Below are 12,466 nucleotides of genomic sequence, written 5' to 3' on the forward strand. Positions count from 1 at the left end.
GTAAAGGATGATAGAAGCAGATCGCCTGATTTCAGCAGGCGCCACGATCGCAGAAGACGTCGCCGATCGCGCCATTCGCCCGAAGTTATTGGCGGAATATGTCGGCCAACCGCAGGTGCGCTCCCAGATGGAGATCTTTATTCAGGCGGCAAAACGGCGTGGCGACGCATTAGATCACTTGCTGATTTTCGGCCCGCCAGGGTTAGGTAAAACGACTCTGGCGAATATCGTTGCCAATGAAATGGGCGTCAACCTCCGAACCACGTCCGGCCCGGTGCTGGAAAAAGCAGGCGATCTGGCGGCTATGCTCACCAATCTTGAACCGCATGATGTGCTGTTTATTGATGAGATCCACCGGCTTTCACCGGTGGTGGAAGAGGTACTCTATCCGGCGATGGAAGATTACCAGTTGGATATTATGATTGGCGAAGGGCCGGCTGCACGTTCAATTAAAATCGATCTGCCGCCGTTTACGCTCATTGGCGCGACGACGCGCGCCGGGTCGTTAACGTCCCCGCTACGTGACCGTTTTGGTATTGTGCAGCGCCTGGAGTTCTACCAGGTGCCCGATCTGCAGCACATCGTCGGGCGCAGCGCAAGGCACATGGGGCTTGAGATGAGCGATGACGGCGCGCTGGAAGTGGCGCGTCGGGCGCGCGGTACGCCGCGTATAGCCAACCGCCTGCTCAGACGTGTGCGTGATTTTGCTGAGGTGAAGCATGACGGGGCTATTTCAGCGGAAATTGCCGCGCAGGCGCTGGATATGCTGAACGTCGATGCGGAAGGGTTTGATTATATGGATCGCAAGCTACTGCTGGCGGTTATTGATAAATTCTTCGGTGGCCCGGTGGGACTGGATAATCTGGCGGCGGCGATTGGCGAAGAGCGTGAAACCATTGAGGATGTGCTGGAGCCGTATCTGATTCAGCAAGGCTTTTTGCAGCGCACGCCGCGTGGGCGTATGGCAACGGTGCGCGCCTGGAACCACTTTGGTATTACGCCGCCAGAGATGCCTTAACGCCTGAAGTCGCTGCGCTCATCAGGCCTGGGCGATTTTGTAGGCCCGGTAAGCGCAGCGCCACCGGGCAACACACGCTTAGCTTGCCTGCTTTTTCATCATACTGAAGATAAACAGCAGCGCGGCACACAGCACTACGGATGGCCCTGCCGGGGTATCATAAAAGGCTGAGAAGGTCAGTCCACCTGTAACCGCTATCATACCTACACCAACGGCGACGCCCGCCATCTGCTCCGGCGTACGGGCAAAGCGACGCGCGGTTGCGGCGGGGATAATCAGCAGCGAGGTGATAATCAGCGCTCCGACAAACTTCATCGTTACGCCAATGGTTAACGCCGTTACCAGCATCAATAGCAGCTTCACGCGCTGTAACTTCACGCCATCGACAAAGGCAAGATCCGGACTGATAGTCATTGACAGCAAGTTGCGCCACTGCCAGAAGAGAATGGCCAGCACAATAACGACCCCAATAGCGATCGAGATAAGATCTTCCGGCGTCACGGCCAGCAAATCGCCAAACAGATAAGCCATTAAATCAACGCGGACGTTGGACATCAGGCTGACCACGACCAGTCCTAAAGACAAGGCGCTGTGTGCCATAATGCCCAGTAAGGTATCAATCGCGAGGTGAGGGCGTTTCTCCAGCCATACCAGACCGGAGGCCAGCAGCAGCGTAACGGCGATTACCGCATAAAAGGGGTTAACGTCCAGCAACAGGCCAAACGCCACGCCCAGAAGCGACGCGTGAGCCAGCGTATCGCCAAAATAGGACATCCGACGCCAGACCACAAATGAGCCCAACGGACCAGCAGCGCAGGCCAGCATCATCCCGGCCAGCCAGCCGGGCAGTAATAATTCAATCATGAGTGACCATTTCCCCGGCGCAGTACAATACGACCCTGTAAATCGTGGCGATGATTATGATGATGGCGATAAATCCCTAATTGCTCCGCGCCACGCGGGCCAAACATAGAGATAAATTCCGGATGCATAGACACCACTTCCGGCGCGCCGGAACAGCAAATATGATGGTTCAGGCATAACACTTCATCCGTTTTTGCCATGACCAGATGTAGATCATGCGACACCATCAGAACGGCGCAATCGAGTTCACGGCGCAGCTGATCGATAAGGTCGTATAACGCGACCTGGCCGTTGACATCCACGCCTTGCGTCGGCTCATCAAGTACCAGCAACTGCGGCCTGTTAAGCAGAGCACGGGCCAGCAGTACGCGCTGTGTCTCACCGCCGGAGAGTTTTTGCATGGGCGCGTCAATCAAATGTCCGGCCTGAACGCGTTTAAGCGCCGGGAGAATATCCGTTTTTTGCGTGCAGGGACGTAAACGTAAAAATCGGTTTACCGTCAGCGGAAGCGTGGTATCGAGATAGAGCTTTTGCGGGACATAGCCGATACGGAGTTGCCCGTTGCGCTTGATCACCCCTTCATCAGGGGCTACCAGTCCTAAAACCACGCGTACAAGCGTTGACTTCCCCGCACCGTTAGGGCCGAGAAGCGTTAAAATTTTTCCGGGGCTCAATTCAAGCGACACGTCAGAGAGGACGCGGCGTTGACCAAATGAGACCGAGACGTTTTCCAGTGAAACTAAACTTGTCATGTTAATTTTAGGCTTGCAGAAGTGATAGAATGTTATAATATCACATTTCACATATTCATTACGATGATTAGTCGCATTATGTTACAGAAAAATACGCTTCTTTTCGCAGCATTATCCGCCGCGCTTTGGGGGAGTGCAACCCAGGCTGCCGACGCCGCCGTTGTCGCTTCGCTTAAACCGCTTGGGTTTATTGCTTCCGCCATTGCTGATGGCGTTACGGATACGCAAGTATTACTTCCGGATGGGGCATCCGAGCATGATTATTCATTGCGTCCATCAGACGTAAAACGCTTACAGGGCGCGGACTTAGTCGTCTGGGTTGGCCCGGAAATGGAAGCCTTTATGGAGAAGTCGGTCAGGAATATCCCTGATAATAAGCAGGTTACCATTGCGCAACTTGCCGATGTAAAACCGTTACTCATGAAGGGCGCGGATGATGATGAGGATGAACATGCGCATACGGGCGCCGATGAGGAAAAAGGTGACGTACATCACCATCACGGCGAATATAACATGCATCTTTGGCTCTCCCCAGAGATAGCGCGGGCTACAGCGGTTGCAATCCATGAAAAATTAGTGGAACTTATGCCGCAAAGTCGAGCTAAACTCGACGCCAACCTGAAGGATTTTGAGGCACAATTAGCCGCAACCGATAAACAGGTCGGTAACGAGCTCGCGCCGCTCAAGGGGAAAGGGTATTTCGTTTTTCATGACGCCTACGGTTACTACGAAAAACACTACGGACTCACCCCACTCGGTCACTTTACCGTGAACCCTGAGATACAACCTGGCGCGCAGCGTTTACATGAAATAAGAACACAGTTGGTTGAGCAAAAAGCAACCTGCGTTTTTGCTGAGCCACAATTCAGGCCAGCGGTCGTGGAAGCCGTGGCGAGAGGGACATCCGTTCGAATGGGAACACTGGACCCCCTCGGGACGAACATTAAACTGGGTAAAACAAGCTATTCAGCGTTTTTAAGCCAATTAGCCAACCAGTATGCGAGCTGCCTGAAAGGAGATTAACGAGGAAGTGAATACGTGCAACAGATAGCCGGCTCTGTCGCCCTGGCATTTAATAATCTGCCCCGACCCCACCGCGTTATGCTGGGGTCACTTACCGTTCTGACACTGGCCGTCGCCGTATGGCGGCCCTATGTTTACCACCCAGAATCCGCACCAATCGTTAAAACTATTGAACTGGAGAAAAGCGAGATTCGTTCCCTCTTACCGGAGGCCAGCGAACCCATCGATCAGGCCGCGCAGGAAGATGAAGCTATTCCTCAGGATGAGCTGGACGATAAAACCGCAGGCGAAGTCGGCGTCCATGAATACGTCGTCTCCACAGGCGATACGTTAAGCAGTATTCTGAATCAGTACGGCATCGATATGAGCGATATTAGCCGACTTGCCGCTTCTGATAAGGAGCTGCGCAATCTGAAAATTGGCCAACAGCTTTCCTGGACACTGACCGCCGATGGCGATTTACAGCGTCTGACATGGGAAGTCTCCCGCCGTGAAACGCGTACCTACGATCGCACTGCCAACGGTTTTAAAATGAGCAGTGAAATGCAGCAGGGGGACTGGGTCAACAGTCTGCTGAAAGGCACGGTAGGGGGCAGCTTTGTCGCCAGCGCGAAAGAGGCTGGTTTAACCAGCAGCGAAATCAGCGCAGTGATAAAAGCAATGCAGTGGCAGATGGATTTTCGGAAGCTGAAAAAGGGCGATGAATTTTCGGTTCTGATGTCGCGTGAGATGCTGGATGGCAAGCGTGAACAGAGTCAGTTGTTGGGCGTGCGTATGCGTTCCGATGGTAAAGATTACTACGCCATTCGCGCCGCTGACGGTAAATTCTATGACCGTAACGGTGTTGGCCTGGCGAAAGGCTTTTTACGCTTCCCGACCGCCAAACAGTTCCGCATCTCCTCCAACTTCAATCCGCGTCGTCTGAACCCGGTTACCGGACGCGTTGCGCCGCATCGTGGCGTTGACTTTGCGATGCCGCAGGGTACGCCGGTGCTGTCGGTGGGGGATGGCGAGGTCGTGGTTGCTAAACGTAGCGGCGCTGCCGGTTACTACATTGCGATTCGTCATGGACGCACCTACACCACACGTTACATGCACTTGCGTAAGCTGCTGGTGAAACCGGGGCAAAAAGTGAAACGTGGCGATCGTATTGCGCTTTCTGGTAACACCGGGCGTTCCACAGGGCCGCATCTGCATTATGAGGTATGGATCAACCAGCAAGCCGTTAACCCTCTGACAGCAAAATTGCCGCGCACGGAAGGTCTGACGGGGTCAGATCGTCGTGAATACCTGGCACAGGTGAAAGAGATTCTGCCGCAACTGCGCTTCGATTAACAAATGCGTTGACAGAGCCGGTACGCGATGTGTGCCGGCTGTTTTGTTTTGTGTGCGGCGCAGACATCGCTACACTATTCACAATTCCTTTTCGCGTCAGCAGACCCTGGAAAAGCATGGAAACCAAAAAAAATAATAGTGAGTATATCCCTGAATTCGAAAAATCCTTTCGCTATCCGCAGTATTGGGGCGCCTGGTTGGGCGCTGCGGCAATGGCGGGGATCGCATTAACGCCGGCATCATTCCGCGACCCTTTGCTGGCGACGCTGGGGCGTTTTGCCGGACGGCTGGGGAAGAGTTCTCGTCGCCGGGCGCTAATTAATCTGTCATTGTGCTTTCCGCAGCGTAGCGAAGCTGAACGCGAAGCGATTGTCGATGAGATGTTCGCCACCGCGCCGCAGGCAATGGCGATGATGGCTGAGCTGGCGATGCGCGGTCCGAAAAAAATTCAACAGCGTGTTGACTGGGAAGGTCTGGAGATTATCGAGGAGATGCGTCGTAACGACGAAAAAGTTATTTTTCTCGTACCGCATGGCTGGGGCGTCGACATTCCAGCCATGCTGATGGCCTCTCAGGGGCAAAAAATGGCGGCGATGTTTCATAATCAGGGTAATCCGGTTTTTGACTATATCTGGAATACCGTGCGTCGGCGTTTTGGCGGACGTTTGCATGCGCGCAATGACGGGATTAAACCCTTTATTCAGTCTGTTCGTCAGGGCTACTGGGGTTACTACCTGCCGGACCAGGATCATGGCCCGGAGCATAGTGAATTCGTTGATTTCTTTGCGACATACAAAGCAACGCTGCCTGCAATTGGTCGGCTGATGAAAGTGTGCCGCGCACGCGTGATACCGCTTTTCCCGGTGTATAATGGTAAAACGCATCGCCTGACTATCCAGATTCGTCCGCCAATGGACGATCTGCTCACGGCTGACGACCACACTATCGCCAGACGGATGAACGAAGAGGTCGAAATTTTTGTCGGCCCGCATCCGGAACAGTACACCTGGATTCTGAAGTTGCTCAAAACCCGCAAGCCAGGCGAGATTCAGCCGTATAAGCGTAAAGATCTTTATCCCATCAAATAAATAAAGCCTCTCGTAAGAGAGGCTTTATGCTGACAAACCCTGTATTACCTGATGAGCAGGCCAGGGGGAGCTTTACTCAACGGTCAAAATACGCGTGGTATTGGTTGAACCGACGGTGCTCATGACATCGCCCTGGGTCACGATAACCAGGTCACCGGAAACCAGATACCCTTTATCGCGCAGCAGATTAACAGCTTCATGCGCCGCGACAACGCCATCAGCCGCGCTATCAAAATGCACCGGCGTTACTCCGCGGTAGAGCGCGGTCAGGTTCAGCGTGCGTTCATGGCGCGACATGGCGAAAATCGGCAGGCCGGAGCTGATACGGGAAGTCATTAGCGCGGTACGACCGGATTCCGTCATGGTGATGATCGCGGTAACGCCTTTCAGATGGTTTGCCGCATACATCGCAGACATGGCAATGGCTTCTTCAACATTGTCGAACTGCACGTCGAGACGGTGTTTAGACACATTGATGCTGGGGATTTTTTCTGCGCCCAGACAGACGCGCGCCATTGCGGCAACGGTTTCAGAAGGATACTGACCGGCTGCGGTTTCGGCAGACAGCATAACTGCATCCGTGCCATCCAGGACGGCGTTCGCCACGTCCATCACTTCCGCACGGGTCGGCATCGGGTTGGTGATCATCGACTCCATCATCTGCGTTGCGGTGATGACTGCGCGGTTTAGCTGACGCGCACGGCGAATCAGCGCCTTCTGGATACCAACCAGCTCCGGATCGCCGATTTCAACGCCCAGGTTGCCACGTGCGACCATCACAACGTCAGAGGCCAGAATGATATCGTCCATAGCGTTTTGATCGCATACCGCTTCGGCGCGTTCGACTTTAGCCACAATTTTCGCGTCACAGCCGGCGTCGCGCGCCAGGCGGCGTGCATAGTTCAGATCTTCGCCGCAGCGCGGGAAGGAGACTGCCAGATAGTCAACGCCTATCAGCGCAGCGGTTTGAATATCGGCTTTATCTTTTTCGGTCAGCGCTTCAGCAGAAAGCCCGCCGCCGAGCTTGTTAATGCCTTTATTGTTAGACAGCGGGCCGCCGACGGTGACCTCGGTAAAGACTTTCATGCCCTGGACTTCAAGCACTTTCAACTGCACTCGACCATCGTCAAGCAGCAGGATATCGCCAGGAACGACGTCTGCCGGCAACCCTTTGTAATCAATGCCGACTTTTTCTTTATCGCCTTCGCCTTTACCCAGGTTAGCGTCTAACAGAAATTTGTCCCCGATATTGAGGAACACTTTGCCTTCTTTAAAAGTGGAAACGCGAATTTTTGGCCCTTGCAGGTCGCCTAAAATAGCCACATGACGCCCCAATTTGGCGGCAATCTCACGGACTTTATCAGCACGCATTTTATGATCTTCCGGCGAGCCGTGAGAGAAGTTCATACGTACTACGTTTGCGCCCGCGGCGATAACCTTCTCAAGGTTGTTATCGCGGTCAGTTGCCGGGCCTAACGTGGTAACGATTTTGGTTCTGCGAAGCCTTCTGGACATGTAATACTCCGTTGACTAAAACAACTTGGTGTTGCGTGAACATTGATCCGGTCGTTCTGAAACCTTAACGGTATAAAATGAACGTCCCCGGATGACGAAAAGGGTAGAACATTGTTATTGCTTTTAGCGGTCATCACTCCTGATGAGTAATTCTTTATCAAAACGCGATTCCTTGAGCGCTTCCTTGACACGCTTCAAGTTATCTCTGAATTTTGCCCCGCGACGCAAAGTAAATCCCGTTGCCAGCACATCTATCACGGTCAGTTGAGCAAGTCGAGAGACCATGGGCATATAAATGTCTGTATCTTCCGGTACGTCGAGGGTAATGGCCAGCGTGGCTTCGCGCGCCAGCGGCGTTCCAGCGGAGGTCAGGGCGATCACCATCGCATCGTTTTCCCGCGCCAACTGCGCCAGTTCCACCAGGCTCTTGGTTCTGCCAGTATGCGAAATGAGCACGACGACGTCATCATCGTTACAATTCATACAGCTCATCCGTTGCAGCACGATATCGTCGGAGTAAATCACCGGCACATTGAAGCGAAAAAACTTATTCATGGCGTCATGCGCGACCGCGGCGGAGGAACCAAGACCAAAAAAGGCGATTTTTTTTGCCTGGGTCAGTAAATCGACGGCGCGGTTGACGGCCGATTTATCCAGCGACTGACGAACATGGTCGAGACTGGCCATGGCGGACTCGAAGATTTTTCCTGTATAGGCCTCAACGCTGTCATCTTCATCCACATTGCGATTAACATAGGGGGTGCCATTTGCCAGACTTTGCGCCAGATGCAGTTTAAAATCAGGAAAGCCGCGGGTATTCATGCTGCGACAGAAACGGTTCACCGTTGGCTCGCTAACGTTAGCTTCCTGGGCCAGCATGGCAATGCTTAAGTGAATCGATCTGCCTGGGGCGGCCAGAATAACATCGGCGACTTTTCGTTCAGATTTGCTTAAATGTTCCAGTTGAGACTGGACTTTTTCCAGCATATTCATGATTAGCAAGGCTCATGGGTATTAGCGATTTCAATGATGCGCGAAACCGAGCGCGTTTTGTTAGATATTACTCCTGGCGGCTGTCAAAGGGGGCAAAATGGCTAAAAAAGGTGTCGTTTTTTTTCATTACATGACCGACGTCGGATTTTAAGTTCCAGCTTGTGTGGAAAAGCGACAATTTTATTAGGCGTTTTGCCGATTATATTGCCAATCAAACGCCGGTTCACCTATGAAAAGGCGTTTACGGTTTCCGTAATCTCGTAAAAGCAGTACAGTGCTGTGTAATAAAATTACAACGATATCCTGGCTAAAGTACCAGGAGATTAACTGAGGAGAATGACATGGCGGTAACGCAAACAGCCCAGGCATGTGACCTGGTCATTTTCGGCGCGAAAGGCGACCTGGCGCGCCGGAAACTGCTGCCTTCCCTGTATCAGCTTGAGAAAGCCGGCCAGATCCATCCGGATACCCGGATCATTGGGGTGGGGCGCGCGGACTGGGATAAAGAAGCTTATACCCACGTTGTGCGTGAGGCGCTGGAAACCTTCATGAAGGAAAAAATTGATGAAGGCTTGTGGGATACGCTGAGCGGCCGTCTGGATTTTTGTAATCTTGACGTTAACGATACGCCTGCGTTCAGTCGCCTGGGCGATATGCTGGATCAAAAAAACCGCACCACCATTAACTATTTTGCGATGCCGCCCAGCACGTTTGGCGCTATTTGCAAAGGGTTAGGGGAGGCTAAACTCAACGCCAAACCGGCGCGTGTCGTGATGGAGAAACCGTTGGGTACTTCGCTGGCGACCTCGCGTGAGATTAACGATCGGGTCGGCGAATACTTTGAAGAGTGCCAAGTATATCGTATCGACCACTATCTGGGCAAAGAAACGGTTCTCAACCTGCTGGCGCTGCGTTTTGCCAACTCGTTATTCGTTAATAACTGGGATAACCGCACTATCGATCACGTTGAGATTACCGTAGCGGAAGAGGTGGGGATTGAAGGGCGCTGGGGATATTTTGACCAGGCCGGTCAGATGCGCGATATGATCCAGAACCACTTGCTGCAAATTCTCTGCATGATTGCCATGTCACCGCCGTCTGACCTGAGCGCCGACAGTATTCGCGATGAAAAAGTAAAAGTGTTGAAATCGTTGCGCCGTATTGATCGCTCCAACGTGCGTGAAAAAACGGTTCGTGGTCAATACACCGCGGGCTTTGCGCAGGGTCAAAAGGTGCCGGGCTATCTGGAAGAAGAGGGCGCGAATAAAAGCAGCAACACCGAAACTTTCGTCGCGATCCGCGTCGACATCGATAACTGGCGTTGGGCGGGCGTGCCATTCTATCTGCGCACCGGCAAGCGTCTGCCAACTAAGTGCTCTGAAGTCGTGGTTTATTTCAAGACGCCTGAACTGAATCTCTTTAAAGAGTCCTGGCAAGACCTGCCGCAGAACAAATTGACGATTCGCCTGCAGCCGGATGAAGGCGTAGATATTCAGGTACTTAACAAAGTACCGAGGCTGGATCATAAGCATAATCTGCAAATCACGAAGCTTGATCTGAGCTACTCCGAGACCTTTAATCAGACGCACCTGGCGGATGCATATGAGCGCCTGCTGCTGGAAACGATGCGTGGCATTCAGGCGCTGTTTGTCCGCCGTGACGAAGTGGAAGAAGCCTGGAAGTGGGTGGACTCCATTACCGAAGCATGGGCGATGGACAACGACGCGCCGAAGCCGTATCAGGCGGGCACCTGGGGACCGGTAGCGTCCGTGGCGATGATTACCCGTGACGGTCGTTCGTGGAATGAGTTTGAGTAAATTTGCCACTCACTCTTAGGTGGTATTTTACCGGTAACATGATCTAACACAGATTGTAGAATCATTTTTGCACTTTTAAGCCTCGTGTGGATTCACCTGCGAGGCTTTTTTTATTACACTGCCTGAAACGATTTTGCCCCATTATCCCCGGACATCATGTATTTCACTGTCTTTCCACATTGATGAAACGCATGGTAAACCCGGTAGCCGGACAGATAAATTTCAGGAGCCTCTATGAATCCTAATTTGTTACGCGTAACACAGCGCATTGTCGAACGCTCGCAGCAGACCCGAAAAGCCTATCTTGCCCGCATTGAGCAGGCGAAAACCGCCACGGTCCACCGATCTCAACTGGCCTGCGGCAACCTGGCGCATGGCTTCGCCGCCTGTCAGCCAGAGGACAAAGCCTCGCTGAAAAGTATGTTGCGCAATAATATCGCCATCATTACCTCCTACAATGACATGCTCTCTGCGCATCAACCGTATGAACATTATCCGCAGATTATTCGTCAGGCCCTGCATTCCGTGAATGCGGTAGGTCAGGTCGCAGGCGGCGTACCGGCAATGTGCGATGGCGTTACGCAAGGGCAGGATGGCATGGAGTTGTCATTACTCAGCCGCGAAGTGATAGCGATGTCGGCAGCAGTAGGCCTTTCTCACAATATGTTTGACGGCGCGTTATTCCTCGGCGTATGCGACAAAATTGTTCCGGGGCTGGCGATGGCCGCGCTCTCTTTTGGTCATTTACCCGCGATTTTTGTTCCGTCAGGCCCGATGGCGAGCGGCCTGCCGAATAAAGAAAAAGTCCGTATTCGTCAGCTATATGCGGAAGGAAAAGTAGACAGAATGGCGCTGCTGGAGTCGGAAGCCGCCTCTTACCATGCGCCGGGCACCTGTACATTTTACGGCACTGCCAACACCAACCAGATGGTGGTGGAGTTTATGGGAATGCAGTTGCCGGGTTCCTCGTTTGTGCATCCGGATGCGCCGCTGCGCGAGGCATTGACTGCCGCTGCCGCACGTCAGGTAACACGTCTTACCGGCAACGGCAATACGTGGATGCCGCTCGGTAAAATGATCGACGAAAAAGTCGTGGTGAACGGCATTGTCGCGCTGCTGGCTACCGGCGGTTCCACCAACCACACCATGCATCTGGTTGCAATGGCGCGCGCGGCGGGCATTCTGATCAACTGGGATGACTTCTCGGATTTGTCGGAAGTGGTTCCGTTGATGGCGCGTCTGTACCCGAACGGTCCGGCGGACATTAACCACTTCCAGGCGGCGGGCGGCGTACCGGTATTGATGCGTGAGCTGCTCAATGCCGGATTGCTGCACGAAGACGTTAATACTGTCGCAGGCTTCGGCCTGAAACGCTATACGCTGGAGCCCTGGCTCAACAACGGCGAGCTGGACTGGCGTGAAGGCGCGGAAAGGTCACTGGATAACGATGTCATTGCCTCTTTTGATAAGCCGTTCTCTCCTCACGGCGGTACTAAGGTGCTAAGCGGTAATCTGGGGCGCGCAGTAATGAAGACGTCTGCGGTACCGGTTGAAAACCAGATCATTGAAGCGCCTGCCATGGTATTTGAAAGTCAGCATGATGTGCTGCCTGCGTTTGACGCGGGCCTGCTTGACCGGGATTGTGTCGTTGTCGTGCGTCATCAGGGACCAAAAGCGAATGGAATGCCAGAATTACATAAACTCATGCCGCCACTTGGTGTATTATTGGACCGCCGTTTCAAAATCGCGTTAGTTACTGATGGACGACTTTCAGGCGCTTCGGGTAAAGTGCCTTCAGCTATCCACGTAACGCCGGAAGCCTACGATGGCGGCTTACTGGCAAAAGTGCGCGATGGCGACATCATTCGCGTGAATGGGCAGACAGGTGAGTTAACTCTGCTGGTCGACGAGGCGGAACTTGCCGCTCGTCAGCCTCATATTCCGGACCTGAGCGCGTCGCGCGTCGGAACGGGGCGTGAGTTGTTTGGCGCGCTGCGCGAAAAGCTGTCGGGTGCGGAGCAGGGCGCAACCTGTATCACTTTTTAAGATGACACACTAGTA

The 12,466-nt window shown here is 53.2% G+C and carries 10 protein-coding genes; 6 read left to right on the forward strand and 4 right to left on the reverse strand.

Annotation, left to right across the window (positions count from 1 at the left end):
- Positions 1 to 7 precede the first annotated feature (7 nt).
- Positions 8 to 1,018, forward strand: coding sequence for a Holliday junction branch migration DNA helicase RuvB (gene ruvB, locus AAYN39_RS22630; RefSeq protein WP_000568508.1), 1,011 nt, complete (start codon positions 8 to 10; stop codon positions 1,016 to 1,018).
- A gap of 78 nt (positions 1,019 to 1,096) precedes the next feature.
- Here the strand turns inward: ruvB and znuB are convergent, their stop codons facing one another.
- Positions 1,097 to 1,882, reverse strand: coding sequence for a zinc ABC transporter permease subunit ZnuB (znuB, locus tag AAYN39_RS22635; protein ID WP_000571518.1), 786 nt, complete (start codon positions 1,880 to 1,882; stop codon positions 1,097 to 1,099).
- Positions 1,879 to 2,634, reverse strand: a complete 756-nt coding sequence (gene znuC / locus AAYN39_RS22640; protein ID WP_000203015.1) for a zinc ABC transporter ATP-binding protein ZnuC — start codon at positions 2,632 to 2,634, stop codon at positions 1,879 to 1,881. Before znuC ends, znuB begins: the two co-directional genes overlap by 4 nt.
- A 78-nt stretch (positions 2,635 to 2,712) precedes the next feature.
- Between znuC and znuA the strand changes: the two genes are divergently transcribed.
- The 3 genes from znuA to lpxM all read left to right on the forward strand — a co-directional run bounded on the left by znuA (position 2,713) and on the right by lpxM (position 6,080).
- A complete protein-coding gene (znuA, locus tag AAYN39_RS22645; RefSeq protein ID WP_000939597.1) occupies positions 2,713 to 3,657 on the forward strand; it encodes a zinc ABC transporter substrate-binding protein ZnuA in 945 nt (314 codons plus the stop codon).
- 15 nt (positions 3,658 to 3,672) lie between these two features.
- On the forward strand, positions 3,673 to 4,992 hold the full coding sequence (mepM, locus tag AAYN39_RS22650; RefSeq protein ID WP_001184019.1) for a murein DD-endopeptidase MepM: 1,320 nt from the start codon (positions 3,673 to 3,675) through the stop codon (positions 4,990 to 4,992).
- Between the two features lie 116 nt (positions 4,993 to 5,108).
- Positions 5,109 to 6,080 carry a lauroyl-Kdo(2)-lipid IV(A) myristoyltransferase gene (gene lpxM / locus AAYN39_RS22655; RefSeq protein WP_000448401.1) on the forward strand — a complete coding sequence of 324 codons (972 nt, stop codon included), beginning with the start codon at positions 5,109 to 5,111 and terminating at the stop codon, positions 6,078 to 6,080.
- Between the two features lie 72 nt (positions 6,081 to 6,152).
- On the opposite strand, the gene pyk is transcribed toward lpxM, so the two are convergent.
- Both pyk and AAYN39_RS22665 read right to left on the reverse strand, forming a co-directional pair.
- Positions 6,153 to 7,595 (reverse strand): pyruvate kinase, encoded by a 1,443-nt coding sequence (gene pyk / locus AAYN39_RS22660; protein ID WP_000091158.1) that lies wholly within the window; start codon positions 7,593 to 7,595, stop codon positions 6,153 to 6,155.
- A gap of 123 nt (positions 7,596 to 7,718) precedes the next feature.
- Positions 7,719 to 8,588: a MurR/RpiR family transcriptional regulator gene (locus AAYN39_RS22665; RefSeq protein WP_001056719.1), complete on the reverse strand. Its 870-nt coding sequence runs from the start codon at positions 8,586 to 8,588 to the stop codon at positions 7,719 to 7,721.
- Between the two features lie 341 nt (positions 8,589 to 8,929).
- On the opposite strand from AAYN39_RS22665, the gene zwf reads away from it, so the two are divergent.
- Entirely contained in the window at positions 8,930 to 10,405 is a 1,476-nt protein-coding gene (gene zwf / locus AAYN39_RS22670) for a glucose-6-phosphate dehydrogenase (RefSeq protein ID WP_000301712.1), read from the forward strand.
- A 234-nt stretch (positions 10,406 to 10,639) separates the two neighbouring features.
- Positions 10,640 to 12,451: a phosphogluconate dehydratase gene (gene edd, locus AAYN39_RS22675; protein ID WP_001069124.1), complete on the forward strand. Its 1,812-nt coding sequence runs from the start codon at positions 10,640 to 10,642 to the stop codon at positions 12,449 to 12,451.
- Positions 12,452 to 12,466: the final 15 nt, after the last annotated feature.

Source organism: Salmonella sp. K21076 (assembly GCF_039650795.1).
Classification (GTDB): Bacteria; Pseudomonadota; Gammaproteobacteria; order Enterobacterales; family Enterobacteriaceae; genus Salmonella; species Salmonella enterica.

Bases quoted from the DNA above. Each gene is read 5' to 3' on its own strand.
- edd (WP_001069124.1), top strand. From the start codon at position 10,640: ATGAATCCTAATTTGTTACGCGTAACACAGCGCATTGTCGAACGCTCG.
- lpxM (WP_000448401.1), top strand. From the start codon at position 5,109: ATGGAAACCAAAAAAAATAATAGTGAGTATATCCCTGAATTCGAAAAA.
- pyk (WP_000091158.1), bottom strand. From the start codon at position 7,595: ATGTCCAGAAGGCTTCGCAGAACCAAAATCGTTACCACGTTAGGCCCG.
- AAYN39_RS22665 (WP_001056719.1), bottom strand. From the start codon at position 8,588: ATGAATATGCTGGAAAAAGTCCAGTCTCAACTGGAACATTTAAGCAAA.
- znuB (WP_000571518.1), bottom strand. From the start codon at position 1,882: ATGATTGAATTATTACTGCCCGGCTGGCTGGCCGGGATGATGCTGGCC.
- znuA (WP_000939597.1), top strand. From the start codon at position 2,713: ATGTTACAGAAAAATACGCTTCTTTTCGCAGCATTATCCGCCGCGCTT.
- ruvB (WP_000568508.1), top strand. From the start codon at position 8: ATGATAGAAGCAGATCGCCTGATTTCAGCAGGCGCCACGATCGCAGAA.
- znuC (WP_000203015.1), bottom strand. From the start codon at position 2,634: ATGACAAGTTTAGTTTCACTGGAAAACGTCTCGGTCTCATTTGGTCAA.
- zwf (WP_000301712.1), top strand. From the start codon at position 8,930: ATGGCGGTAACGCAAACAGCCCAGGCATGTGACCTGGTCATTTTCGGC.